Origin of the sequence: Brucella pituitosa (genome assembly GCF_965577835.1) — a bacterium.
GTDB lineage: Bacteria > Pseudomonadota > Alphaproteobacteria > Rhizobiales > Rhizobiaceae > Brucella > Brucella pituitosa.
This window is the reverse complement of sequence record NZ_OZ264092.1, coordinates 52,884-78,798: the sequence shown is the minus strand read 5'-3', so window position 1 is coordinate 78,798 and position 25,915 is coordinate 52,884. Positions and strand designations below refer to the sequence as shown.

The window sequence follows — 25,915 nt, the reverse complement described above, 5'->3', positions numbered from 1 at the left end:
TATGGGGAGCATGACTGCAACTTTCACGACCAAAGCGTTTTCTTTTCAGAATGTGATGCGCCGTTCAGTTGCTGCCTTTGCAGCCCTTGCTATTGCCGTTACGGGCGTTTTGCCTGCACAGGCGCAATCGCGCGGCGGCGGTGTTCCCATCGTCCGCGATGCTGAAATCGAAGCGCTTGTCGCCGATTATGCAGCCCCTATCCTTAAAGTCGCCGGATTAGGCGGACGCGGTGTCCGCGTTATTCTCGTCAATTCGCAGAGTTTCAACGCTTTCGTCGATGGCCGCCGTATTTTCATCAATACAGGCGCAATCATGCAGGCCGAAACGCCCAACGAAATCATCGGCGTTATCGCACATGAAGCTGGGCACATAGCTGGCGGACATCAGGACCGCCTGCGTGAACAGTTGAGCCGTGCACGCACAATGGCTGTGATCGGCATGCTTCTAGGCGTTGGTGCGGGCGTTGCTGGTGCTGCATCTGGCAGCGGTGCCGCAGCAGGCGCTGGCGGCGGTATCGCCATGGGCAGCACGGAAATGGCAATGCGCAGTCTGCTCAGCTATCAGCGAACCGAAGAAATGACCGCTGATCGACTGGCTGTGAACTATCTCAATGCCACCGGTCAATCCACGAAGGGCATGCTTGATACGTTCCAGCGTTTTGCTTCCGCTCTTTCGTTGTCGGGCACACAGATTGATCAGTATCGCATCAGCCATCCGCTGCCGCGCGAGCGCATTTCCAATCTTGAGGAGCTTGCCAAAAAGAGCCCCAACTACAACAAGACGGATTCGGCAGCTCTTCAGCTCAGACATGATATGGCGCGTGCAAAAATTGCGGCATATTCCAACAATATGGGCGCGTTACAGCGCATGTTCCGCGGCAATCCCGGCGGCCTGCCTGCACGTTATGGCAGCGCCATCACAACATATCTGAATGGCTCGGCGCGTTCTGCGCTTCCTAAATTTGATGCACTCATCAAAGAACAGCCTAAGAACCCATATTTTCAGGAAATGATGGGCGAAGTTCTGATCAAAGCCAACAATCCTCAGGGCGCAGCCAAGGCTTTCCAGCGCGCTGTTTCACTCGACACACGCAAGTCCCCGCTTCTTCGGATGAGCTATGGCCGCGCTTTGATGTTGACAGGAACAAAAGCGAATATGCCGACCGCAATCAAGGAGATTAAAGCCGGCATTGCGTCCGACCCGGAATTTCCGGGAGGATATGGCTATCTCGCCCAAGCCTACGGCCAGTCGGGCGATATGGCGCGTGCAGACCTTGCCACAGCCGACATGAACTATTATTCCGGCAAACTACAACAAGCTCAGATTTTTGCGATCCGTGCGCAGAAACAGATGAAATCCGGATCGCCGGACTGGATGCGTGCGCAGGATATCATCAACGCCAAAGCTAAAAAGTAATACACACGGATGTCGCTTTAACGATATCCCGAGCAGGTTTTCAGAACGTAAGAAAGTGATCGGTATGAAGAATGTAATTTTGGGCTCGATTGCAGGTGCCGTGGTTGGCGCTGCAGCGCTTGCTGCTGGCTATTATGCTGGCACCGCCCATCAACCGGCACCAGTTGCCGCAGCACCTGTTGCAGCCCCAGCTTCATCTGAGATGTCACAGCAAGCTGTTGAAAACATCGTTCGCAACTATCTGTTGCAGAACCCTGAGATCATGGTTGAGGTGCAGACTGCACTTGAAACCAAGCAGGCCGAAGCTGCGCAAGCGCAGGTCAAGCAGATTCTTGCTTCCAGTCAGGATCAGCTATTTAATCCGTCGCACGATGCGGTCTTCGGTAATCCGAATGGCGATGTAACCGTTTATGAGTTCTTCGATTACAATTGTGGCTACTGCAAGCGTGCGCTCCCAGACATGGAAGCCATCCTCAAGAACGATCCGAATGTCCGCTTCGTCATGAAGGAATTCCCAATCCTCGGACCGGACTCGATGCGTGCACATATTGTGGCACAGGCCTTCAAAGCGCTGATGCCTGCGAAATATGCCGAGTATCATGAAGTTCTTCTCGGTGCGCAGGAGCGCGCGACGGAAGCCTCAGCAATTGCTGATGCGGTAAAGCTCGGCGCTGATGAAACGCAGCTTCGCGAGAAGATGAAGGATCCGGCAATTACCAACGCCTTCCAGGAAACCTATCAGCTCGCCCAAAAGCTCAACATTACTGGCACACCTTCTTACATCATCGGAAACGAGCTTGTTCCGGGCGCTATCGGTGCGGAAGGCTTGATTGAAAGAATCGCTGCGGCACGCGCTGCGAGCAAAAGCTGATTTGACTAAGGCCGTGTCTCGTGGGCGTTTACATATATCGCACGGGATGCGGCCACTAAATCAGATCTCGGAAATGACTATTTTTGCCACATATTGCGTCCATTCCACAAAGAATAGCGGGAAAAACGCTGTGGTGAAACATTAGCATCGAATTAGAGGGTTTCGACTTGCGTCCAAGCCCTCTATATGGAATGCGAAGTGTAATCGAAATTTCGTAATAGGCCCGTTATCGATCACGGACGAATATGGTGAAAACAGTTTTTGTTCTGAACGGCCCCAATCTCAATCTTCTTGGGAAGCGTGAGCCTGGCATATACGGTGTGGCAACGCTCGATGATATCGAAGCGAGCTGCAAGCGTGAGGCTGAACAACTCGATCTTGATGTCGATTTTCGCCAGACCAATTACGAAGGCGATCTGGTCAGCTGGATTCAGGAAGCAGGCGATAAAAACGCCTATGTTCTGATTAATCCAGCTGCTTACAGCCACACTTCGGTTGCTATTCACGATGCAATCCGCTCGGCCAAGGTTACGGTCGTGGAAGTGCATCTGTCGAACATTCATGCGCGTGAAGCTTTCCGGCATCACTCCTATGTCTCCGCAGTCGCCAAAGGCGTCATCTGCGGCTTTGGCGCGGAAGGATACCTGCTCGGCCTGCGCGCACTCGCGGCAATTGCCAAAGAAGAAGAAAACAACGGGCAAGCGTAAAGGGGCCTGATATGTCCAGCAAAACTTCCGTCATCGACAAGGAAACCATCCGTGATCTCGCGGATATCCTCAATGAAACCGACCTGACCGACATCGAAGTCGAGCATGGCGATCTGCGCATCCGCGTTTCGCGCAAGGTAACGGTTCAGGCTGCAGCTACCGTAATGCAGGCCGCACCCGTAGCAGCTGCTGCGCCTGTCGCTGCTGCTGTTGCCGCAGAGCCAACCAAGGCAGAACTCAGCAAGAACGCTGTTCCTTCGCCAATGGTCGGCACCGCCTATCTCGCCCCTGCTCCCGGCGCACGCAACTTCATTGAAGTTGGTACGCAGGTTAAGGAAGGCCAGACGCTCCTCATCATCGAAGCTATGAAGACCATGAACCAGATCGCCGCTCCACGCGCCGGTACGGTCAAGGCTATTTTGATTGAAGATGCAGCGCCTGTAGAATTCGGCGAACCGCTTGTCGTCATCGAGTAAGATGACCATCTGGTCAGAAGAATTTCGGCTTATTCAATGAACGGGCAGCAAAGCGCAATGTTTCAAAAGATACTCATAGCCAATCGTGGCGAAATCGCTCTTCGCGTGCTCAGGGCTTGTAAAGAGCTGGGCATCAAGACGGTCGCAGTTCACTCCACGGCAGACGCCGATGCGATGCATGTTCGCCTTGCGGACGAAAGCGTGTGCATTGGACCGCCTCCATCACGCGACAGCTATCTGAATATTCATCAAATCGTTGCCGCTTGCGAAATCACTGGCGCGGATGCAATCCATCCGGGCTACGGCTTCCTTTCGGAAAATGCCAAATTTGCTGAGATTCTCGAAGCACATGGCATTACCTTCATTGGACCAACCTCTTCGCATATCCGCGTCATGGGTGACAAAATTGAAGCCAAGCGCACTGCAAAGCGCCTTGGCATTCCTGTCGTTCCGGGTTCGGATGGTGGTGTGACCGACGAAAACGAAGCCAAGCGCATCGCAAAGGAAATCGGTTATCCGGTCATCATCAAGGCATCCGCCGGTGGTGGTGGTCGCGGTATGAAAGTCGCAAAGACCGAAGACGATCTGGCGGTAGCCCTTGCAACGGCACGTACCGAAGCAGGTGCTGCGTTTGGTGATGATGCAGTCTATATCGAGAAATATCTCGAAAAGCCGCGTCACATCGAAGTGCAGGTCATGGGCGATGGTGCAGGCAATGCAATCCATCTGGGCGAACGCGACTGCTCGTTGCAGCGTCGTCACCAGAAGGTTTGGGAAGAAGCCAATTCGCCAGCGCTCAATGCGGAAGCACGCCATAAGATCGGTATGATCTGCGCCAATGCTATTGCCGATATGGGCTATCGCGGTGCAGGTACGATCGAATTCCTTTATGAAAACGGCGAATTTTATTTCATTGAAATGAACACTCGTTTGCAGGTGGAGCATCCGGTTACCGAAGCCATCACCGGCATCGATCTTGTTCACGAACAGATCCGTGTAGCAGCTGGTCTCGGCCTTTCGGTCAAGCAGGACGATGTACGCTTCTCGGGTCACGCTATCGAGTGCCGCATCAATGCTGAAGATCCGCGTAACTTTACGCCATCACCGGGTCTTATCACGCATTACCACACGCCAGGCGGTCTCGGCATTCGCGTGGATTCGGGCGTTTATTCCGGCTACCGCATCCCGCCGTACTATGACAGCCTTATCGGCAAGCTCATCGTGCACGGTCGTAACCGCGTCGAATGCATGATGCGTCTGCGTCGTGCGCTCGATGAATTCGTCGTCGATGGCGTCAAGACGACCCTGCCCCTGTTCCAGGACCTGATTTCCAATCAGGACATCGCCAATGGCGACTATGACATTCATTGGCTGGAAAAATATCTGGCCAAGCAGTCAGAGACACCAAATGCATAAGAACATGGGTGCATAAGTAAAGTGACCGCAGGAGCTTCCCCGGACGACTATTCGATCGAGCCGGAGCTGCTCCTGCGGGCCTATGCCACCGGGGTTTTCCCGATGGCCGAAGAAGCGGATGATCCTGAGATTTTCTGGGTTCGTCCTGAGAAGCGCGGTATTATCCCGCTTGATGGCTTTCACATCCCCAAAAGCCTGCAAAAAACAATCCGACAAGCTATTTTTGAGATCAGGCTCGATAGTGATTTTGAGGGCGTTATCGACGGCTGCGCAAGCGGTTCCGGCGAACGTGCGCGTACGTGGATCAATGGGCCAATCCGTGAAGCATATGGCAAGCTGTTTGAAGCCGGACATTGCCACACCGTTGAAGCATGGCACGACGGACAACTCGTCGGCGGACTTTATGGTGTCACGCTTGGTCGCGCATTCTTTGGCGAGAGCATGTTTACACGCAAGCGCGATGCATCAAAGGTGTGCCTCGCCTATCTTGTTGAACATCTGAATCGGCAAGGGTTTGTCCTGCTCGATACGCAGTTCACAACTGCTCATCTGGAGCGCTTCGGTGCCATTGAGGTAAAGCGTAAAAATTACGAAGTGCTGCTTGAGCAGGCGCTGCAGGGCAACGCAACATTCTGAATGACGTATTGAGCAGTACAGTTAAAACTGCACCATCAGGACTATCCTGCCATTCTCGCTGAATTATTTGCGCTGATCCGGCGGTGGAACGTCAGACTTCTGTTTGCAATCCTTCAACCACACGTCATAAATCGGGTGCTCGACAGCATTGAGACCCGGGCTATCAGCAAACATCCAGCCTGTGAAAATACGACGGATCTTTCGGTCGAGTGTAATTTCGTCGACTTCGACAAAACCATCCGTCCGCGGCGCTTCATTTTCGGTGCGGGAATAGCAGACTTTCGGCGTCACTTGCAGCGCACCAAACTGTACGGTCTCGTTGATGTAAACGTCAAAACTTGTGATGCGACCTGTAATCTTGTCCAGCCCCGAAAACTCGGCCACTGGGTTCGATATCCGTTCGGCCTGAGCAAGGTGAATGCTGCCTGTGTTTGAAAGAAGCACGATCAGCGCGACTTGTGTCGCCTTGCTGACCCAGTTCTTTCCATTACCAGCCATACTGGAAGAATGCTTCGTCAAAACGGATATCCGCATCAAAATGGTGAATTAAAAAGCCGGAATAATTCCTAAGCATGAAATGTGACGATTCGTTGCCCTGCTGCAAGCAGCAATGAACCGACAGCGCCTGCGCAGCGCCTCTATCCTCAAAACCTTTTGCAAACTGGCAATCGGAGATGAAAAATCCGGCGTGATATGCCACGCCGGATCACAATTTCAATATTTAGCTACCAGGGGTCCAGGCATCGTATTCGCCAGTCACGCGCGGACGCTCCGCAGGCTGTGTACCCGGAATAGCGATCGAGCCTTTCGGACGGTAAGCCAATGGCGAGCCTGTGAGGTTCTGCAGATGTGGCTTCTGCCAATCGCGCGGCTTGTAGTCTTCCTTGCTTGGCGGCGTATCGACGCGGTGATGCATCCAGCCATGCCAACCCGGAGGAATTGCGCTTGCTTCTGCATAGCCATTGAAAATGACCCAACGGCGTGTACGACCTTCAGAGTCCTTGCCACCCTGATAGTAGACATTACCGAACTCGTCTTCGCCTACGCGCTCGCCCTTGCGCCACGTATGAAGGCGGGTGCCGAGCGTCTGGCCATTCCACCAGGTGAAGACTTGTGTAAGAAATTTCTTCATGACCTATCCAGATCCGTTTTCGCCACAGGCAGAGTAACTGCTGGGTTTTGAACGCTTATGGCCCTATCGAAAGACCAAGGCAAGGGGCAAGTTGCCGCTGTCACAAGAGTATGATGCAGCGACAGGCCGAATTTACATGTCGCATTATCCTACGCAAAACCGCCTCGCACTTTTGCTTGAAATGCTTTGTTTCTACGCATTATCCTACGCAAAACCGCTTCGCACTTTTGTTGGAAATGCTTTTTACATAGACCAGCCTTCAAGAGACTTTTCCATAATAAGCACCGGCTCCTTGCAATTGGGGTCGCCCCAATCTTCGCTACGGCCGACCTGAGCATAGCCCTTACGTTCATAGAAGCGGACTGACTTTGCATTCCGCTCGATCACTTCAAGCCGCATGGTGTTTACACCGGGAAAGGCCATTTCGACTTCTGCCAGAAGCATGGTTCCGATGCCCTGCACCTGCGCGTCAGGGCGTACGTAGAGCTGATGAAGCGAAGCCTTGCCCTCTCCGGTCTGGCTTGCAAAAGCCATTCCATCAATGCCTCCTGCGCCGTTGTCAGCGACAATGAATTCCGAGTATGGCTTCTTCAGATTGGCTTTCAAAGCTGCAACGGAATGCCATTGACCGGTGACGGTATTCACCATCTCCCGGCCAATAATATCGTCAAAGGTCGCATGCCAGGTTGAAACCAGCAATTCATGCACGGCCTTCAGATCGGCTTCACTGGCGCTGCGAACCCACATTATTCTTCAATCCCAAGCTTTGACTTGACCAGATCATTCACGGCCTGCGGGTTGGCCTTGCCGCCTGTTGCCTTCATGACCTGACCAACGAACCAGCCGGCCATGGTTGGCTTGGCTTTGGCCTGCTCGACCTTGTCCGGATTGGCGGCGATGATATCGTCAACTGCCTTTTCAATCGCCCCGGTGTCGGTAACCTGTTTCATACCGCGTTCTTCGACGAGGCTCTTCGGGTCACCGCCTTCATTCCAGACGATTTCAAACAATTCCTTGGCGATCTTGCCGGAAATTGTACCGTCCTTGATGAGATCGATGATCGCGCCGAGCTGAGCTGGCGAAACAGGCGATTCTTCAATGTCCTTGCCCGCCTTGTTCAGCGCACCAAGAAGATCGTTGATGACCCAGTTTGCGGCTGCCTTGCCGTCACGTCCATCACAAACCGCTTCGTAGTAATCGGCGATGGCCTTTTCTGTTACCAGAATCGAGGCGTCATAGATCGAAATACCGAGCTTTTCGACCAGGCGGTCTTTCTTGACATCCGGCAGTTCCGGCAATTCAGCGGCAAGCGCATCAACGAAAGCCTGATCGAATTCAAGCGGCAGAAGGTCAGGATCAGGGAAATAGCGATAATCATGCGCTTCTTCCTTCGAGCGCATCGAACGGGTTTCACCCTTTACCGGATCAAACAGCCGGGTTTCCTGATCGATAGAGCCACCATCTTCCAGAATAGCGATCTGGCGGCGTGCTTCATACTCAATCGCCTGGCCGACAAAGCGGATCGAGTTAACGTTCTTGATTTCGCAGCGTGTACCAAATTCACCGCCCGGACGCCGAACGGAAACGTTCACGTCGGCGCGCATGGAGCCTTCGTCCATGTTGCCATCGCAAGTGCCAAGATAGCGGACAATCGTGCGCAGCTTGGTCAGATATGCACGGGCTTCGTCGGATGAACGCAGGTCAGGCTTGGAGACGATTTCCATCAGCGCCACGCCAGAGCGGTTCAGATCGACATAGGACATTGTTGGATGCTGATCGTGAATCGACTTGCCGGCATCCTGTTCCAGATGCAGGCGTTCAATGCCGATCTCCACATCTTCGAACTGGCCCTTGTTGTCGGGGCCGACCGAAATCATGATCTTGCCTTCGCCAACAATAGGTTGCTTGAACTGCGAAATCTGATAGCCCTGCGGCAGATCAGGATAGAAGTAGTTCTTGCGGTCAAAAACCGACTTCAGATTGATCTGCGCATTGAGCCCAATGCCGGTGCGTACGGCCTGCTTGACGCATTCAAGATTGATGACAGGCAACATGCCCGGCATCGCAGCATCAACCAGAGACACATTGGCATTCGGATCAGCACCGAACGATGTGGAAGCGCCGGAGAACAGCTTGGACTCGGACGTGACCTGAGCATGGACTTCCATGCCAATGACGATTTCCCAGTCGCCGGTGGCGCCAGAGATGAAGCGTTTTGGTTCAGGTATACGCGTATCGATAAGAGACATGCTGGCTCGCAAATATTCTGATTGAGCTAAAAACTGATTGGTTACTGGCTAGAGCAAAGCCCCATTGGATGCAAGCTTTTCGGCCACTCAATTCAATGGATGAAACGGATAAGGCCGCGCAATGCGCGGCCTTATCATCGATTCTCAGCTAAGAAGAATTAAGCCTCGTCGGACTTTTCTTCTGCCTTCTTCTTAGGAGCAGCCTTCTTCTTCGCAGCAGCCTTCTTGGCTGGCTTTGCTTCTGAAGTTGCATCTTCGTCGTCTGCGGTCAGCTCTTCCTTCGTGACCTTCTTGTCGGTCACGTTGATGTTTGCGAGCAGATGGTCAACGACCTTTTCTTCGAAGATTGGTGCGCGGAGGTTAGCAACTGCATCCGGCGTCTTGCGCAGGAATTCGTAGATTTCCTTTTCCTGACCTGGGTAACGACGTACCTGGTCGTAAACAGCGCGCTGCAGTTCTTCTTCAGAAACTTCTACGCCTGCCTTTTCACCGATTTCGGAGAGAACCAGACCAAGACGCACGCGGCGCTCAGCAAGCTTGCGATATTCTTCGCGAGCAGCTTCTTCAGTGGTTTCTTCGTCTTCGAAGGTGCGGCCAGCTTCCTGCAGATCGAAGTTGATCTGCTGCCAGATGTTGTTGAATTCTGCATCAACAAGCTTCTCTGGGGTTTCGAACTGGTAATCACCATCGAGAGCATCGAGAATCTGACGCTTTACCTTCTGACGGGTGATCTGGCCGTACTGGCTTTCGATCTGTTCGCGAACAACCTGACGCAGACGCTCAAGCGATTCGATGCCGAGCTTCTTTGCGGTTTCGTCGTCGAGAACGAGTTCGTTTGGCTTGGCAACTTCCTTGACGGTGATGTCGAAGGTTGCTTCCTTGCCTGCGAGATGAGCTGCGCCATACTCAGCTGGGAAGGTTACGTTGATGACCTTTTCATCGCCAGCCTTGACGCCAACGAGCTGCTCTTCAAAACCAGGAATGAACTGGCCCGAACCGAGGATGAGCTGCGCATCAGTGTCTGCGCCGCCTTCAAATGGTTCGCCATCAAGCTTGCCGAGATAGTCGATCGTTACGCGATCTTCGTTTTCGGCTTTGCCCTTTTTGGTTTCAAAAGTGCGGGTCGAAGAAGCGATGCGCTTAACCTGTTCGTCGACTTCTTCATCAGCAATGTCGACAACTTCACGCGTTACAGCAATCTTGGAGAAGTCCTTGACTTCGATTGCTGGCAGAACTTCGTAAGTCAGCGAGAAAACGAAATCAGCCTTGCCGTCGAGAATCTGTTCAGCTTCTTTTTCGTCTTCCGGCATGGAAACGACAGGCTGGGTTGCCGACTTTTCGTTGCGGTCAGCGAGAATCGAACGCGACGAATCGTTGAGGATTTCGTTCACGATCTCAGCCATGAAGGACTTGCCGTAGGTCTTGCGCAGGTGCGCAGTTGGCACCTTACCTGGACGGAAGCCGTTGATCTTGGCGCGGCCACGCGCAGTTTCGAGCCGCTCAGAGAGCTTGGCTTCGAGATCTCCGGCCGGAACCACGACTTTAATCTCGCGCTTCAGCCCTTCATTGAGCGTTTCGGTAACCTGCATGTTCAAACCTTCACTTCTTGTCATTGTCCCGCCGTTACCGGCGCTTATGCCTCGTCGCGGGAGAGAAATTCTTTTGCCTTAAGGCAGTTGGTGCGGATAGAGGGACTCGAACCCCCACGGTCTCCCGCCAGAACCTAAATCTGGTGCGTCTACCAATTTCGCCATATCCGCCTCTGAACCGAAGTGCACTCCACCGAATGCACTAAATTCGCCTCAGATATTGAACCGCCTCTCGAAAGCGCGCGTCTCTATATCACTCAATTTTCCCGGTTCAAAGGAAAAAAGCCGTTTTACCGGCATTGATTTGCCAGCTCTTTCAAGCCGAAGCGCTTTCGTTCTATCCGCCCCTATATAGCGATCTTGGCGCCTTAGCCAAGCCCCTTTTCTTCAAGGGTGATATTAATAGAGCGGCTCTTGGTAAAGTTGCTTGCCGTTATCGCGCAAAGCTTTCATGACAGCGGTGCCCGCATCATCGACAGAAACCACCGCAGTAATTTCCAGATCACGCTGGCCATCCTCGATTGCACGCCCCTCGCCTTCGGGTACGTAATAGCGCTCTATGCCGTAGCGCATACTGATTGTCGCATCCGGGTAGTCGGAGATAGCGTAGGTTGATTGCCCACGAATCTGCACTTCATCAGAAGCCAAGTCCGTGAACGGCGTGAACGACGCACGAGAAATATTCCACACACCTTTATCGGACGGCTTCACCGCCACATAGACAGTACGCGACCCGTCGGCAGGTGTTCCCAGAATAATCTTGCGATCAATCGATGTAATATCATAACCAAGGATCACATAGTCGCCACGCATCAGATCGCGAGGATCGACCGGTCGCGTCTGCAGCACGATCTCATGGCCAGAACGCAGCACCGAAGCCCGCTTCTCGATGCTCGCATAAAGAATGCCGGTCTGCAGCACTGCAGCGACAACTGCGCCCGCGTAGAGCCACTTGCTTTTCAATAGGCTCATGGCTGCACCTCCACTGAACGCTTTCGCCCGAACCTGCTCTCCATACGACGCACAAAAGCCGCAAGCAGTAGCACCAACACGCCTGCAGTCAGGAAGAAGCCAGACGTACCGATCATCGACCCGACGGTTGTGAAGGCGAGGTAAAGCACTTCAAAAGAGAAAGCTGCATAGGCGATGGAACGCAAACTGCCATTGTCGCGTCCGCATATGGCAAGCGAACCAATCGAAAGGGCCAGAATGAGAATGCCATAAACGACATCCTGCGTGATGTTCTTGTCAAAGATCGTTGAAAGCATCTTATCGACCTGAAGAATGCCAAGCGCCAAAAGCGCAAGCAGCAAACCATAGGAAGCCAAAGGATGCGCGAAGCGTGTCAGTCTCTGAAGGGCTTTATGTGCAAAGGCATCCGCCAGCATCAAGCCGATACCGATAATCAGCATCATAGCAAGAATCGCCCGGCTCTCGTTTTCCGAATAAAGAAGAACGGCCCACCCCAGCACAAACAGGCACCACAGATGTGCAGCATGACGGGATCGCGTGAAACGGGCAGCGCCAGCGCCAACAAGAACCAGCAACGGCCCCATCCAGCGATAACTGAGATCGCCATAGTCATTACTGAAAGCATATGTAGACAGATAGAAGCACGCGACGCCCGCACCAAAGGCTGTCAGCACCGGCGAACGCAACAGGAAGGCCGATGCCAGAACACCGCCTGCCCAGACGAGCGCTGCTGAGTGCACATCACCCGACAGATGGTACATCTGACCAACGAGCGCTATACCAGCCCCAAAGGATGATGCCGCAACGATATAAAGCGCTTGCGGCAATAGCCTGTCGCCACGCGACTGTCGCCATGCCCCGCCAAGATAGCACGCCCAGATCAGGACAAAGATCAGGCCGATACGCATAATACGCGGCATATCCTGCCAGTTGGCAGCAACCAGCATGATGACCGCCGCTCCCAGCAACAGCCCACCAAGTGTCGCGAGCACCGAGCCAAGACTGAACCGGGGACCACGTTTTTCGAGATCAACATTCAGGCGCGATGCCGTTTCGGCATCAATAAGTCCTTCATGCTGCCAGCGCTCAATCAGGCGCTCTACAGAAACTGAAAACGACAAAACAACTCCCGAACAATCTATCCATTGAGGCCACTATCTTACCAAGTAGCTGAGAACATATAGGAAACTCGCCAGCCGGCAAATAGTTAGGTCCTGTTCCTTTACGGCAATTTTGTGCTCGACCAGTCTAATCGATTTAGCGCGTCGTGCAGAACCCGCAAGGCAGCTATGCAAACTCGGGTCTGCAAGTAGCGAAAACAATGAGTTATATACTGGGCAACAAACAAGATGAATTGAACACCAGTTCCTCAACGATGAAGGAATAATACCATGAACCTCTTCCGCTCTTACAACAACTGGCGCCGTTACCGCGATACCGTCAACGAGCTGAACCAGCTCTCGACTCGCGAACTTAACGACCTTGGCATTTCCCGCGCAGACATCCCATATGTAGCGCGTCAGTCCAAGGGACGCTAATAACTCATTCAAATTTGCTGGGCCTGAATCCTCCTCCCATCAGGCCCGGTTTATCGCAAAGTCCTCCTCCCAAGCTTTGCGATACCAGGACCGGTCTCTCCTCCTCCCAATTCCGGTCTGACAATAATGGCATCCGTCGCACCTCCTCCCGCGACGGATGCCATTTGTTTTTGTGGCACCTGTTTACCCTCGTCTGATGCGCTTCTCCCATTGAAGGCGGCATGCAAAGGCGGTATGGGATTTGCCATGTCAAAAGATACCGATCTCTCCCCCGTACATGTAGTCGGCGGCGGCCTCGCCGGCTCTGAAGCCGCGTGGCAAATTGCGCAAGCTGGCGTTCCTGTGGTTTTGCATGAAATGCGCCCTGTTCGCGGCACTGATGCGCATAAGACAGAGCAGCTTGCAGAGCTGGTTTGCTCAAATTCTTTCCGTTCGGATGATGCAGAGACCAATGCTGTAGGTGTGCTTCATGCCGAGATGCGCCTTGCAGGCTCGCTGATCATGGCATGCGCCGATGCAAATCAGGTTCCGGCTGGTGGCGCACTCGCGGTTGACCGTGAAGGTTTTTCGCAGGCAGTGACTGCAAAACTCGAAGCTCATCCACTCATCACCATAGAGCGCGAAGAAATCGCGGGCTTGCCACCGGAAGAATGGGGCACGACGATTGTCGCAACGGGTCCACTGACTGCACCTTCGCTGGCCGAGGCCATTCAGGCGCAAACCGGTGCCGATGCGCTCGCTTTCTTCGATGCTATCGCACCGATTGTGCATTTTGATTCGATCGATATGGATGTTTGCTGGTTCCAGTCGCGCTACGATAAGGTTGGCCCCGGCGGCACCGGCAAGGATTACATCAACTGCCCCATGGATAAGGAGCAGTATGAAGCCTTTGTTGCGGCATTGATCGAAGGCGACACGACCGAGTTCAAGGAATGGGAAGGTACGCCCTATTTCGACGGCTGTTTGCCTATCGAAGTCATGGCTGAACGCGGTCCTGAAACCTTGCGCCATGGCCCAATGAAGCCAATGGGCCTCACCAACGAGCATAATCCAACGGTCAAGGCCTATGCGGTCGTGCAGCTGCGTCAGGATAATGCGCTTGGCACGCTCTACAATATGGTCGGTTTTCAGACGAAACTGAAATACGGCTCCCAGACCGGTATCTTCAAGATGATCCCTGGCCTTGAGAATGCTGAATTTGCGCGTCTTGGCGGATTGCACCGCAACACCTATCTCAATTCGCCGGTGCTGCTCGATAATGTGCTGCGGTTGAAGTCACGCGAAAGCCTCCGCTTCGCTGGCCAGATTACGGGCTGTGAAGGTTACGTCGAATCATCGGCAATCGGCTTGCTGGCCGGACGTTTCACCGCTGCTGAAAAGCTTGGAAAGACACCGGTTACGCCACCGCAGACCACTGCTTTTGGTGCGCTTCTCGGCCACATCACGGGCGGTCACATCGTTGCTGATGATGAGGAACCGGGCAAACGCTCGTTCCAGCCGATGAATGTGAATTTCGGCCTGTTCCCGCCGATTGAAGTTCCAAAGACTGAAGGCAAGCGCCTTCGCGGCAAAGAAAAGACCATTGCGAAAAAGCGTGCATTGTCCGCGCGGGCGCTGGCTGATTTTCAGGAGTGGCTGAGCAATAACGCGTATTTTTGAAAGAAGTTACATATCAAATAGATAGGGCGGTTTTCTGAATAAGAAAACCGCCCTATTATTTAAAAACCTGCTTTAAACATCAGCCATTGTTTGCGTATGGCTGAAAGGTCAGCCACCTGATCGGCAGCTTTGCCGCCAAGCCGCTCAATAGCATTGAGATAGGCCGGAACAAGCGCCATTGGCAGGAATGCCGGTCCGAGGCTTTTGGGCAGATCCTTTTGGGCCTTGTCGAAGATTGCCAAGTGTTCGCGCGCAAGCGCCATCATCACACTGATGACGCGCACATGAGCAGATTTCTCGTCGTTGCCAAGAAACTCTTCGCGCGTCACGCCAACTGCCTGCAACATATCAGCGGGAACATAAAGCTGCCCACGACGACGATGGATCGGCATGAGGCGCAACAGACCTGTTACTGCCTGCGCAACACCTGCATGTCCCGCCGTCTCGGTATGCGACTGCGCTGCATCACGGTCGAGAATGAAACCTGCCAGCTGAATGAGAGTGGAAGCGGTCTCACCACAGTAGCCTTCAAGATCGTTCCGGCTTGGCATCGGATCGTCATAGAGATCGAAAATACGTGCTTCGCAATAATTGTCGAAAGCCACGCGCGGCAGATCGTATTTGGTAATCGTATCGATCAGTGCTGCAGCAACAGGATGCGCATCCGCGCTGCCCCGCTCCTCGCCGTTGATGAGATCACGCCACCACTGCAGACGGACTTCACCGGGTAGTGGCTCGTGTACCAGATCGCGAATACGGGCAATTTCTGCATTGAACGCATAAAGGGCTGCAAGCGCGCCGCGTTTGTTTTCCGGCGCATAAAGCACCGAAAGATAACGATCCCGGTCGGCTTCGCGCAGAAGCGCCAGACAATGTGCCTCATTCTGGTTCATGAAAATCAGTCTACAGCAATCAGTGCAGCGGCAACCGCGCGATCTTCGGCGAGCAGCACATTATAAGTACGCACCGCAGCGCCTGTGCTCATTGGATCGGACGAGATACGGTGCTCGCGGAGGATAGCACGAACATCTTCTGGAATGCGTCGCAAGTCCATACCCGTACCGACCAGAAGAATTTCAATATCACTCGCCTGCTCGAGAATGGCACCCAGATCATGGCGCGATATAATTGGCGGTGTCTGTGGGTCCCAGCCATGAATACCCGACGGCAAACAGAGAATAGACCCCTTATGTGACATATCGGCAAAGCGAAAACCGCCATTGCCGTATGCATCAATAGGTGCCCGGCCCGGAAAGTGGGCTTCGCGAATTTCTATGCCTTTTGCCATTTCTAACTGTCCAGATTGAGCGACTGTGCGAGATCATCGCTCATTGCATCGTCACCATCGGCTGCACGTGGCTTGAGGCCAAACTGTACAAGCAGAGGTGCTGCAATAAAGATCGAGGAGTAAGTCGCCACGATAATGCCGACGCTAAGCGCCAATGCGAACATGCGGATATCCGCTCCACCGAACATATAGAGCGGAATATGCGCAATGAAAGTCACAAAAGCGGTTGGCAAAGTACGCGACAATGTCTGATTGATGGAGGCGTCGATAATCGCGGGCAATGGCGCACTGCTATAACGCTTCAAGTTTTCACGCACACGGTCATAAATCACGATGGTATCGTTGAGCGAGTAGCCAATAATCGTCAGGACTGCCGCAACACTCCACAGATTGAATTCCATTCGGAAAACAATAAACACACCAGCCAGAATGATAACATCATGCAGGGTCGACAACACAGCACCGAGCGCCAGCTGCCAGCGGAATCTTATCCAGACATAGATGAAGATACCAGCCAGCGAGAGGAACAGCGCCAGAAGTCCGGCCTGTGACAGCTGTTCCGAAACCGTTGGACCAACAACCTCGACGCGTTGGAACGAATAATCCTGTTCGAACTCGCCACGCAGTTTGACGGCAACAGTCTGCTCCGCGTCGTCGCCCACTTCCTGACTGCCGATAATTACGAGCGCCGAACGCGGTGACTTGGCAGGCAGAACGCGCGCGCTGTCGATATTGAGCTCGCTCATGCGTTCTTCGATATCCGGCAGATTTGCATCGCCGCTACGTGCCTGCAATTCCACCATCGAACCGCCACGGAAATCGATGCCGTAGTTGAGGCCGATATTGACGAAAAGTGCCACAACGATCGCACTCGCCAGAACCGAAATGCCAAGCGTTACGAACTGAAGGCGCATGAACGGAATATGCGTAACAGTCGGCACCAGCTTCAGACGGCGCTTGGGGATTTCTTTCGGCTTCGCCGTGCGCACCCATTGGGCAATCAACAAGCGCGTGAAGGTCAGCGTCGTGAACAGCGTCGTCAGAATACCGATTGTAACGGTGAGCGCAAAGCCATGAACCGGGCCGGAGCCCATCAGAAACAGCACAAGCGCTGCAATCATCGTCGTTAAATTTGCGTCCACGATGGTCGAAAGAGCACGATAGAAGCCCGATTCCATCGCCTGAACAACGGAATAGCCCTTGCGGCGATCTTCGCGCACGCGCTCATAAATCAGAATATTGGCGTCAACCGCCATGCCGATAATCAGCACGATACCCGCAACGCTTGCCAGAGTAATAGATGCGCCAATCAGCGATATGATCGCCACCAAAATGATCATGTTGACTGCAAGCGCCACCATGGCGATGACGCCAAGGATGCCGTAGGACAGCACCATGAAAAGACCGACAAGAAGAGCAGCCAGCAGAGCTGCAGAAACTGCAGCGCTCGCGTAGTCATCGCCGAGTGCCGAAGCAATTGTGCGTTCTTCCAGAACAGAAACTGCCTTTGGCAGAGCACCGGAACGCAGAACGACCGACATATTGTTGGCGGACTGCAGATCGAACGCGCCTGAAATCTGCAATTCATTCGTATCGAGCGGTTCGTCCACAACGGGTGCGGAAACAACCTGATTATCGACGACGATTGCAAAGCTCTTGCCGATAGCCTGAGCGGTCGCTGCAGCGAGATTGCTGCGCCCCTTCTCATCCAGCGTCAGCGTAATGATCGGCTCATTATCGTCTTCAGAAAGTGTCGCTTTGGCATCCGTAACGTCTGCGCCTGTAAACACTGGCTCATTTTTCACAAGATAACCGATCGGCGGGTCATCATAGGAATAAACAACTGTGCTGTCGGCAGGCGGCGTTCCGCGAATAGCATCGTCGGGCGACACACTGTCATCGACCGCGCGGAAGGAAAGATTACCGCGAATGCTGAGAATATCTTTTAGAAGCTGAGCATCATAAAGGCCGGGAACTTCAACGCGAATGCGATTACGCCCCTCTTCCTCGACAATGGGATTACCATAACCGAGTTCTTCGAGGCGTTGGCGCATGATTTCTTTGGTGCGATCGAGATCGCCCCTGCCAGCATTCTGCACCTGAAGGACAAGACGGGAACCACCGGAAAGATCAAGTCCAAGCGCGACCTGCTTTGTGGGCAAAAATCCGGGCAGATTTGCCAGTGTTTCACGCGAGAAAAAATTAGGCGATGCAATGAGGAAGCTGGCAAGTATTGCCAACCAAATCAGAGCCGATTTCCAACGTGAAAAATAAAGCATAGAGCAGCAATTCCGTTTCGGCTTGGATAGAGCGTGCCGGAGCGCACTTGTTGCAAACGGCTCTCCAGCTTGGGCGAATGAACCACAATCAAGAGTGGCCCATGCACGATAGAGCGGTTCCAGTTAAAATTGAATTGTTGGAACCGCTCTAACTTTTTCGTTCTTGAGCATTATCCCACGCAAAACCGCTTCGCACTTTTGCTGGAAATACTTTACTGATCAGACCCCGGTTATGGAAACCTTACCGAGGCCCGTGCAGTCTGATAAAATTTACTTGTTCTTGTTGTCGGCGACTGGTTCGCCCTTAACGCGCACTTCGGAAAGAGCGCTGCGCAGAACGCGAATCTTAACGCCTTCAGCGATTTCAACGTCGAGTTCGCCGTCGTCGTGGACCTTCTGGACCTTACCGACAATGCCGCCACCGGTCACAACCGTATCGCCGCGACGAACTGCTGCCAGCATTTCCTGACGCTTCTTCATCTGGGTCCGCTGTGGGCGAATGATGAGAAAGTACATGATTACAAAGATCAGAACGAAAGGCAGAATGCTCATGAGCATGTCTGGCCCGGCGCCGCCGCCGGAGGCTTGTGCAAAAGCCGGTGTTACGAACATTGGGAACTCCTCTGAAGTCTCGAAGACAAATTCTTTACGGCATTACAATGGTTAGCGCGTCAATTGCAACCGGCGAAGGCCCTACTGCGCCAAGGTCGCACACTTTTCCCGCCCGCTGTGGCATGTTAAGCCCTGATCCTCACTATTTGAGGGCTTGGAATGACGACCGAAAATATACTCAGCCAGAAACTGGACCGACTGATCGCGGCACTGGAGCGTATTGCTCCACCACAACCGACTGTACCCGACCTTGAAGCAGCCGATTGCTTCGTCTGGGCGCCCGAGCGTCTAACACTCGACCCCGTCAGCCGCGTTAATCGCGTCGATATCTCGCTCATTCGTGGCGTTGATTTGGTGCGGGACCAGCTCGTTGACAATACCCGACGCTTTGCAAAAGGCTACCCGGCCAACAATGTCCTGCTCTGGGGCGCACGCGGCATGGGCAAATCATCGCTCGTTAAAGCAGCACAAGCCAGCGTCAATGCAGAGCAAACCGAAAAGCTGCCATTGAAGCTTGTTGAAATTCATCGTGAAGACATCGACAGCCTCCCTGCCTTGATGAATATCATCAAGGAAACGCCGTATCGGTTTATCCTGTTCTGCGACGATCTTTCTTTTGATCACGATGACACGTCCTACAAATCGCTGAAGGCCGCACTCGAAGGTGGCGTCGAAGGGCGCCCGGACAATGTGATCTTCTATGCAACGTCCAATCGCCGCCATCTGATGCCGCGCGATATGATTGACAATGAGCGTTCAACAGCCGTCAATCCGTCTGAAGCCATTGAGGAAAAAGTGTCACTGTCGGATCGTTTCGGTCTGTGGCTCGGTTTCCACAAATGCAGCCAGGACGACTATCTCGCCATGGTTGATGGTTATGCAGCGCACTACAAGCTGGATTATGATCCGCAGACGATGCACGCAGAAGCACTGACCTGGTCGACAACGCGCGGTAATCGTTCGGGTCGTGTAGCGTGGCAGTATATTCAGGATCTTGCTGGCCGTCTCGGCAAAGCGATGTAAACCGCACTATAGCATCGTGCTTTATGCGCCGAAGAAGGCGCGCGACGCTCTAAAGAAAAAGGCGGGTCAGAGACCCGCCTTTCTTATTTCAGTGACCATTTCAGATCAGGATTCCAGATACTTGGACGGATTGACCGGGGAAGAGTTCTTGCGCACTTCGAAGTGCAGCTTAGGTGATTTCGCATTACCGCTCATACCAGACTTCGCAATATCTTCACCGCGACGAACCTTCTGACCACGCTGTACGAGAATCTGGCTGTTATGGCCATAGACTGTAACCAGCCCATTGTCGTGGCGGATCAGAACCGTCTGACCGAATTCCTTCAAGCCGTCGCCTGCATAGATGACGACGCCATTTTCAGCAGCTTTAACGGCGGTGCCTTCCGGAACCATAATGTCGATACCGTCATTAACGGAAGTGCCTTCACGCTGGCCGAAGCTCGTGAGAACGCGACCACGAACAGGCCAACGCATCTGCGAAATACCGGTTGAGGAAGGAGCAGCCGACTGATCCTTCTCTGCGTCTTCGATCACCTTGTTGCTCGCCTGCGGCGGCGTATAAGGCTTCACATTCGATGCCGCATCAGGCGCAATCGATGCTGTTTGCACTGGCGCTGCGGCTGCTGGCTTTGCTGGCTGCGGAGAAACAGCGGCAACCTGCGTTGCGCCACCTGCTGCGGATGGAATTGCCAGAGACTGACCGACACGGATTGCACCGTTGGTAAGGCCATTTGCCTGCTTCAGCTTGTCAACCGGCACGTTGTGCTTCTGTGCGATAGAGAAAAGCGAATCGCCCGACTTAACTGTGTAGGCACCGCCTGCTGCGGCAGTTTGCGCAGCTACAACAGGAGTTTGCGCCTGCGGTGCAGCAGCATGATTGGCGGCTGGCAACGGAACGCCATTTGCCGTTGCTGGCAACTGTCCGAGAACATTGGATTTCGCATTCGCGGCTGCGTTGTTCGCAGCACCAGCAGCGCTTGCCACCTGAGTTCCAGCATTATTCACGGCGCCATTCACACGATTGGCAGCAGTATTTTGCGCCTGATACACCTGATTCTGTGCCTGTGTTGCCGCAGCTGCAACCGGCGCAGAAGACACTGGCGGCAGACTGTTACGCTGAACCGAGCCGCTCGAAACCGGCTGGGCGGCTGCCACCGGCGCAGATGCATAAACATCGCCGGCAGGCTGTTGTTGCACAACACGCTGATTAGACGTGGAGCCAGTATAAAGACCATCCGTGAAGCGCATCGTATCGGCGCTGCACCCTGCACCAAAACCGGCAATCAGAACGATCGCTGCATTCCGCAGGAGGCGTTCGGACGTATGCTGCAATATTGGAAAACGCATGTTCAACTCGCCCATACTCTAATACTCACTTGGACTCATTAAAACGCGTTAATGTTACTCGCTGGTTAAGAATCGAGATTTCTTCGAAAAAATATTCACCAATTAAATACCATAAGCGCACAAAAGCGCTTTCTGTCGACATGAAAACAGCTGAACTGGACTGTTATTGGCCAACCCAAAACGCCGCTGCATCGGGTTGATGCATGACGGCGCTGGATAAGAAATTAACGGAAGCTTCTAGAGCATGTCTCCCGAAAGTGAGAACCGGTTTCGGGATAAAGACATGCTTAAAAACAAACAGATAGAGCATTTCCAATGATTCAATCAAAACAGGAAATGCTCTAAGTCCTCACAAAACGGAGGACATACCTTCGATAAATGGCTGATAGCGAACGGGCATGATGTTTTCCTGCTCGAAACGGCTACCGACCTTTGCGATGCGTGTCATCATTTGTTGACCGTCGCCCGAACCTACTGGTGCCACCAACACACCATGGGTCGCCAGAAGCTCCACGAAATGACGAGGAATCTCTTCGCAAGCCAGCCAGATCACAATGCGATCAAACGGTCCACCCGGCATGCCATGGCGACCATCGGCATGCTTAACCATGATGTTTTCGCGCTTCAGCGTCACAAACTGCTGCAAAGCGCGGTCACATAATTTGCGATAGCGCTCGACTGTCGTGACGCGGCCTGAAAGCATGGACATGACCGCAGCGGTAAAGCCAGAGCCGGTGCCGATTTCCAATACACGATGGCCTGATTCTAATTGAAGTGCCGCAATGACACGCGCCTGATCGTCGATGCCTTCGATATACTCGCCGCAATCGAGCGGTGCAGTACGCTGACTAAATGAAAGATGTGCCCATGACGAACCCATGAAGCTTTGACGCGGCGTCGATTCAATTGCAGCAAAGAGCCGGGCATCATTGATGCCCCGCGCTCGCATGCGCATGACGAAGGATGCAAATCCTTCCCTGTCCGAAAGCTGCTGGCGTTCAGACACAGCCTGATTCATGCTTCAACCTCAAGTGCCTTGCTGAGTTCAGCCCGCGCTTTCTGTGCGGTCAGATCAAGTTGCAGCGGTGTTACAGAGATATAATCAGCACGGATGGCTGCGATATCGCTATCACTTGCAACTTCTGCTTTCGTGCGACCAAACTGCAGCCAGAAATATGGGAAGCCACGACCGTCACGACGCTCATCAAGACGCGTATCGTGGCTGAGCTTACCCTGTGCCGTTACGCGCGTGCCCTTGACTTCATCCGGGTCACAGTTCGGGAAATTCAGGTTCAGCAGAACGCCTTCGGGCCAACCCGCTTCGATTAGCTTCTTGATCAGCGCAGGTGCATGCGTTTCTGTCGTTTCCCAGGGAATGATGCGGCGGTCGCCTTCATATTCATATTCCTGCGACAGCGCGATTGCCTTAACACCAAGAAGCGTGCCTTCCATGGCGCCAGCAACAGTGCCGGAATAGGTCACATCATCAGCCATGTTCGCACCGGAGTTGACACCAGACAGGATGAGGTCCGGCGCTTCCGGCAGAACATGCCGAACGCCCATGATCACACAATCAGTCGGCGTGCCGCGTAGCGCGAAATGACGATCATCGATCTGCCGCAGACGAAGCGGCTCGGACAAAGTCAATGAATGCGCGAGGCCGCTCTGGTCTGTTTCAGGGGCTACGACCCAAACATCATCCGAGATTTGGCGTGCGATACGCTCCAGAACTGCGAGGCCTTCAGCATGGATACCGTCATCGTTCGTTAGCAGAATTCGCACGTCGTCACTCCTTCATTCAGATCGTCAAATGTTATATGTCACGCAGCTTTCTCGATGCGCGTGAGGCCGCCCATGTATGGCTGCAATGCTTCAGGAATATGAATGCTGCCGTCTTCCTGCTGATAATTTTCCATCACAGCAATCAGAGCGCGACCGACAGCAACGCCCGAACCATTCAGCGTATGAACAAAACGCGTGGCCTTTTCGCCTTCCGGACGATAGCGCGCATTCATACGACGTCCCTGGAAGTCACCACAAACCGAGCAGCTTGAAATTTCGCGATAGGCGTTCTGGCCCGGCATCCATACTTCGATGTCGTAAGTCTTCTGCGCGCCGAAGCCCATGTCACCCGTACAAAGAACGACAGTGCGGAATGGCAGACCAAGACGCTTCAGCACTTCTTCTGCACAGGCCGTCATGCGCTCATGTTCAGCTGCGGAGCTGTCCGCATCAGTAATCGACACCATCTCAACCTTGAGAAACTGATGCTGACGCAGCATACCGCGCGTATCGCGACCAGCCGAACCCGCTTCCGAACGGAAGCAAGGTGTGAGCGCCGTATAACGCTGCGGCAAAGTCTTCAGATCGACAATTTCGTCTGCAACCAGATTGGTCAACGGGACTTCAGCAGTTGGGATCAGCCAACGACCATCCGTCGTGCGGAACAAGTCTTCCGAAAACTTCGGCAGCTGACCTGTGCCATAAACGGCTTCGTCGCGCACCATCAGCGGCGGCATGGTTTCCATATAGCCGTTCTCGGTGGTGTGCAGATCAAGCATGAACTGACCAAGTGCGCGCTCAAGACGTGCCAGAGGACCTTTCAGAACGGTGAAACGTGCACCTGCGATCTTCGCGGCACGTTCAAAGTCCATGTAACCAAGCGCCTCACCCAGCTCATAATGTTCTTTCGGCTGGAACGAGAAATTACGCTGATTGCCGACGCGACGGACTTCGACATTATCTGCCTCGTCCTTGCCAAGCGGCACATCATCTGCCGGAACATTTGGAAGGCTTGAAAGCGCGTCGTTCAGTTCCTTGAGCAGACGGCGTTCTTCTTCCTCAGCATCGGCAAGGAAAGTCTTCAACTCACCGACTTCAGCCTTGAGCTTGTCAGCAGTCGCTGCGTCCTTTTCGGCCATTGCTTTGCCGATTTCCTTGGATGCCGCATTGCGGCGTTCCTGAGCAGCCTGAACTTTGCCGACATGTTCGCGACGCTTTTCGTCAAGCGCGATCAGTTCGGACGAGAGTGGCCCTGCTCCGCGCTTGGCAAGCGCCGTGTCGAGAGCTTCGGGGTTTTCGCGAATCCATTTGATATCGAGCATGGGAAAAGCCGTTTCATGAAATTTAACAGAAAGAGAGGCTGCGATTATGCAGCCTCTGTTTAACATATGTCCGGATCAGGAAGTGGGGGCGTTGTCTTCAGCCTCAGCTTCATCCTTCGCCTCATCCCTCTTCTTCTCGATCATGCGGGCCAATATGATGGAAATCTCGTAGAGAAGGATCGTCGGCAAGGCAAGACCGATCTGGCTTGCCGGATCAGGTGGCGTCAAAACCGCAGCCACCACGAAGGCAATAACAATCGCATATTTGCGCTTATCCTTCAGGCCCGCAGACGTAACCAACCCGACGCGGGCCATAAGGCTCGTGACAACTGGTAACTGGAAGACCAGACCGAAAGCAAAAATGAGCGTCATGATGAGGCTCAGATATTCGGAAACTTTTGGCAGAAGTGAAATCTGCACTTCACCATTGCCACCCGTCTGCTGCATGGCCAGGAAGAACCACATAACCATTGGCGTGAAGAAGAAATAGACGAGAGCGCCGCCGGTCAGAAACAATATCGGCGAAGCAATAAGGAATGGCAGAAACGCCATGCGCTCATGCTTGTAGAGGCCGGGAGCCACAAACTTGTAAATCTGCGCAGCGATAATCGGGAACGCCAGAACGACACCGCCGAACATCGCGACCTTGACCTGCGTGAAGAAGAATTCCTGCGGTGCGGTATAGATCAGCTCGGCTTTCGAGCGATCCATCCCAGCCCAGTCGAGCGCCCATTGATAGGGAACGACAAGCAGATTGAAGAGATGTTTTGCAAAGGCAAAACAAAGAATAAAAGCAAGGAAAAACGCCAAAATCGCCCAGATCAGGCGGCGACGCAGTTCGATAAGGTGTTCGAGCAGAGGAGCAGCGCTCTGTTCAATTTCGTCCTCGTCCCGTTTCACGCTTTGCTTCCTGTCTTTTCAGTCGTCTTTTTCGTGGTCTTCTTGGCGGGAGTGTCTGTTTTCACCGTTGCTGCCTTTGCTGGAGACGCCTTTTTTGGCGCAGCAGGCTTTGCAGCGGGTTCAGCTTTGACGCTGGCTTTTGGCTTGGCGGTCGCAGCCTTCGGCTTGACGGGCTTGGCTGCCGCTGGCGCCTCTGCAGCAGCAGGAGCCGCCTTCTTCCGCGTCGTCTTTGGCTTCTCTGCTGGAGCTTCAACGGGAACAGTCGCACCACTCGCTTCAACAGGCGTTGTCACCTCAGCCACCTTTGCAGGCTCAGCAGGCGACATGGATGTCGAAGACTGAAGACCGGAGCGAATATCCTCACCGGCGCTGCGAATCGGATCAAAGACCTGTGTGAGTTTCGAGCGAGGATCAAGCTTGCGAGCCTCATCGACGATATTCTTGACGTCTTCGAGTTCGGCTTCTTTCAAGGCTTCGTTGAACTGATGCCGGAACTCGTTGGCAGTGCTGCGCATACGCGCGGTCGCTTTGCCGAAAGCTCTGAGCATCTTCGGCAAATCCTTGGGACCAACCACCACGATCATCACAATCGCGATTATCAGCAGTTCAGACCAACCGATATCGAACATAATTTGATACTCCGCGCTTCTGACGCGCGCGTCCCGTCTTTCGGCGGAAAACCGCAATCCAGATTGCAAAC

At 53.5% G+C, this 25,915-nt stretch carries 27 protein-coding genes and 1 tRNA gene; 9 read left to right on the top strand and 19 right to left on the bottom strand.

All coding sequences use genetic code 11. The features are described 5' to 3' along the window. The first annotated feature begins 1 nt into the window (after position 1). From ACSME1_RS00415 to aat, 6 genes are all read left to right on the top strand, one after another. A complete protein-coding gene (locus ACSME1_RS00415) occupies positions 2–1,417 on the top strand; it encodes a M48 family metalloprotease (RefSeq protein ID WP_105705987.1) in 1,416 nt (471 codons plus the stop codon). Positions 1,418–1,481: 64 nt separating this feature from the next. Continuing rightward, positions 1,482–2,288, top strand: coding sequence for a DsbA family protein (locus ACSME1_RS00410; protein ID WP_024896623.1), 807 nt, complete (start codon positions 1,482–1,484; stop codon positions 2,286–2,288). A gap of 245 nt (positions 2,289–2,533) precedes the next feature. After that, positions 2,534–2,995: a type II 3-dehydroquinate dehydratase gene (gene aroQ / locus ACSME1_RS00405; RefSeq protein ID WP_024896622.1), complete on the top strand. Its 462-nt coding sequence runs from the start codon at positions 2,534–2,536 to the stop codon at positions 2,993–2,995. An 11-nt stretch (positions 2,996–3,006) separates the two neighbouring features. Next, complete coding sequence (accB, locus tag ACSME1_RS00400; protein ID WP_100559109.1) at positions 3,007–3,471, top strand: acetyl-CoA carboxylase biotin carboxyl carrier protein; 465 nt, start codon at positions 3,007–3,009, stop codon at positions 3,469–3,471. 57 nt (positions 3,472–3,528) lie between these two features. After that, on the top strand, positions 3,529–4,887 hold the full coding sequence (gene accC, locus ACSME1_RS00395) for an acetyl-CoA carboxylase biotin carboxylase subunit (protein ID WP_036566847.1): 1,359 nt from the start codon (positions 3,529–3,531) through the stop codon (positions 4,885–4,887). 66 nt (positions 4,888–4,953) lie between these two features. Next, the gene (gene aat / locus ACSME1_RS00390; RefSeq protein ID WP_100560179.1) at positions 4,954–5,523 is read left to right on the top strand and encodes a leucyl/phenylalanyl-tRNA--protein transferase; all 570 of its coding nucleotides are present in this window, start codon (positions 4,954–4,956) and stop codon (positions 5,521–5,523) included. A gap of 63 nt (positions 5,524–5,586) precedes the next feature. Here aat and ACSME1_RS00385 read toward each other — a convergent pair whose 3' ends face one another. The 9 genes from ACSME1_RS00385 to ACSME1_RS00345 form a co-directional block, all read right to left on the bottom strand. Beyond that, positions 5,587–6,057 (bottom strand): DUF2155 domain-containing protein, encoded by a 471-nt coding sequence (locus ACSME1_RS00385; RefSeq protein ID WP_435654927.1) that lies wholly within the window; start codon positions 6,055–6,057, stop codon positions 5,587–5,589. Then, entirely contained in the window at positions 6,011–6,223 is a 213-nt protein-coding gene (locus ACSME1_RS00380; RefSeq protein WP_100559111.1) for a hypothetical protein, read from the bottom strand. Before ACSME1_RS00380 ends, ACSME1_RS00385 begins: the two co-directional genes overlap by 47 nt. Positions 6,224–6,244: 21 nt before the next feature. After that, positions 6,245–6,655, bottom strand: coding sequence for an NADH:ubiquinone oxidoreductase subunit NDUFA12 (locus ACSME1_RS00375; protein ID WP_100559113.1), 411 nt, complete (start codon positions 6,653–6,655; stop codon positions 6,245–6,247). A 243-nt stretch (positions 6,656–6,898) separates the two neighbouring features. Further along, entirely contained in the window at positions 6,899–7,402 is a 504-nt protein-coding gene (locus tag ACSME1_RS00370; RefSeq protein WP_105705989.1) for a GNAT family N-acetyltransferase, read from the bottom strand. After that, positions 7,402–8,904, bottom strand: coding sequence for an Asp-tRNA(Asn)/Glu-tRNA(Gln) amidotransferase subunit GatB (gene gatB / locus ACSME1_RS00365; RefSeq protein ID WP_100559115.1), 1,503 nt, complete (start codon positions 8,902–8,904; stop codon positions 7,402–7,404). Before gatB ends, ACSME1_RS00370 begins: the two co-directional genes overlap by 1 nt. Before the next feature lie 158 nt (positions 8,905–9,062). After that, entirely contained in the window at positions 9,063–10,493 is a 1,431-nt protein-coding gene (tig, locus tag ACSME1_RS00360) for a trigger factor (RefSeq protein WP_024896614.1), read from the bottom strand. A gap of 88 nt (positions 10,494–10,581) precedes the next feature. Further along, a tRNA-Leu gene (locus tag ACSME1_RS00355) sits at positions 10,582–10,664 on the bottom strand. 228 nt (positions 10,665–10,892) lie between these two features. Beyond that, the gene (locus ACSME1_RS00350; protein ID WP_105705991.1) at positions 10,893–11,465 is read right to left on the bottom strand and encodes a GDYXXLXY domain-containing protein; all 573 of its coding nucleotides are present in this window, start codon (positions 11,463–11,465) and stop codon (positions 10,893–10,895) included. Beyond that, positions 11,462–12,586 carry a DUF2157 domain-containing protein gene (locus ACSME1_RS00345; protein WP_105705993.1) on the bottom strand — a complete coding sequence of 375 codons (1,125 nt, stop codon included), beginning with the start codon at positions 12,584–12,586 and terminating at the stop codon, positions 11,462–11,464. The genes ACSME1_RS00350 and ACSME1_RS00345 overlap by 4 nt, the downstream gene beginning before the upstream one ends. Positions 12,587–12,856: 270 nt before the next feature. On the opposite strand from ACSME1_RS00345, the gene ACSME1_RS00340 reads away from it, so the two are divergent. Both ACSME1_RS00340 and trmFO read left to right on the top strand, forming a co-directional pair. Then, on the top strand, positions 12,857–13,003 hold the full coding sequence (locus tag ACSME1_RS00340; protein ID WP_084486703.1) for a DUF1127 domain-containing protein: 147 nt from the start codon (positions 12,857–12,859) through the stop codon (positions 13,001–13,003). Between the two features lie 246 nt (positions 13,004–13,249). Beyond that, positions 13,250–14,662 (top strand): methylenetetrahydrofolate--tRNA-(uracil(54)-C(5))-methyltransferase (FADH(2)-oxidizing) TrmFO, encoded by a 1,413-nt coding sequence (gene trmFO / locus ACSME1_RS00335; protein ID WP_100560181.1) that lies wholly within the window; start codon positions 13,250–13,252, stop codon positions 14,660–14,662. Between the two features lie 59 nt (positions 14,663–14,721). Here trmFO and ACSME1_RS00330 read toward each other — a convergent pair whose 3' ends face one another. The 4 genes from ACSME1_RS00330 to yajC all read right to left on the bottom strand — a co-directional run bounded on the left by ACSME1_RS00330 (position 14,722) and on the right by yajC (position 18,841). Next, entirely contained in the window at positions 14,722–15,555 is an 834-nt protein-coding gene (locus tag ACSME1_RS00330) for a phytoene/squalene synthase family protein (protein WP_100559121.1), read from the bottom strand. A gap of 5 nt (positions 15,556–15,560) precedes the next feature. After that, positions 15,561–15,950 carry an Mth938-like domain-containing protein gene (locus ACSME1_RS00325; protein ID WP_024896609.1) on the bottom strand — a complete coding sequence of 130 codons (390 nt, stop codon included), beginning with the start codon at positions 15,948–15,950 and terminating at the stop codon, positions 15,561–15,563. Positions 15,951–15,952: 2 nt separating this feature from the next. Next, positions 15,953–18,229: a protein translocase subunit SecDF gene (secDF, locus tag ACSME1_RS00320; RefSeq protein ID WP_105705994.1), complete on the bottom strand. Its 2,277-nt coding sequence runs from the start codon at positions 18,227–18,229 to the stop codon at positions 15,953–15,955. A gap of 270 nt (positions 18,230–18,499) precedes the next feature. Next, positions 18,500–18,841, bottom strand: coding sequence for a preprotein translocase subunit YajC (gene yajC / locus ACSME1_RS00315; protein ID WP_024896607.1), 342 nt, complete (start codon positions 18,839–18,841; stop codon positions 18,500–18,502). A 159-nt stretch (positions 18,842–19,000) separates the two neighbouring features. Here yajC and ACSME1_RS00310 point away from each other — a divergent pair, with 159 nt between their 5' ends. Next, positions 19,001–19,864, top strand: coding sequence for an ATP-binding protein (locus ACSME1_RS00310; RefSeq protein ID WP_105705995.1), 864 nt, complete (start codon positions 19,001–19,003; stop codon positions 19,862–19,864). 105 nt (positions 19,865–19,969) lie between these two features. Here ACSME1_RS00310 and dipM read toward each other — a convergent pair whose 3' ends face one another. The 6 genes from dipM to tatB form a co-directional block, all read right to left on the bottom strand. Next, positions 19,970–21,226: a cell division endopeptidase DipM gene (gene dipM, locus ACSME1_RS00305; protein ID WP_024896605.1), complete on the bottom strand. Its 1,257-nt coding sequence runs from the start codon at positions 21,224–21,226 to the stop codon at positions 19,970–19,972. A gap of 334 nt (positions 21,227–21,560) precedes the next feature. After that, positions 21,561–22,229, bottom strand: coding sequence for a protein-L-isoaspartate(D-aspartate) O-methyltransferase (locus ACSME1_RS00300; protein ID WP_024896604.1), 669 nt, complete (start codon positions 22,227–22,229; stop codon positions 21,561–21,563). Further along, a complete protein-coding gene (surE, locus tag ACSME1_RS00295) occupies positions 22,226–22,993 on the bottom strand; it encodes a 5'/3'-nucleotidase SurE (protein ID WP_105705997.1) in 768 nt (255 codons plus the stop codon). Before surE ends, ACSME1_RS00300 begins: the two co-directional genes overlap by 4 nt. A gap of 38 nt (positions 22,994–23,031) precedes the next feature. Then, entirely contained in the window at positions 23,032–24,315 is a 1,284-nt protein-coding gene (serS, locus tag ACSME1_RS00290; protein WP_036566840.1) for a serine--tRNA ligase, read from the bottom strand. 75 nt (positions 24,316–24,390) lie between these two features. Next, complete coding sequence (tatC, locus tag ACSME1_RS00285; RefSeq protein WP_024896602.1) at positions 24,391–25,215, bottom strand: twin-arginine translocase subunit TatC; 825 nt, start codon at positions 25,213–25,215, stop codon at positions 24,391–24,393. After that, positions 25,212–25,844: a Sec-independent protein translocase protein TatB gene (tatB, locus tag ACSME1_RS00280; protein ID WP_024896601.1), complete on the bottom strand. Its 633-nt coding sequence runs from the start codon at positions 25,842–25,844 to the stop codon at positions 25,212–25,214. Before tatB ends, tatC begins: the two co-directional genes overlap by 4 nt. Positions 25,845–25,915: the final 71 nt, after the last annotated feature.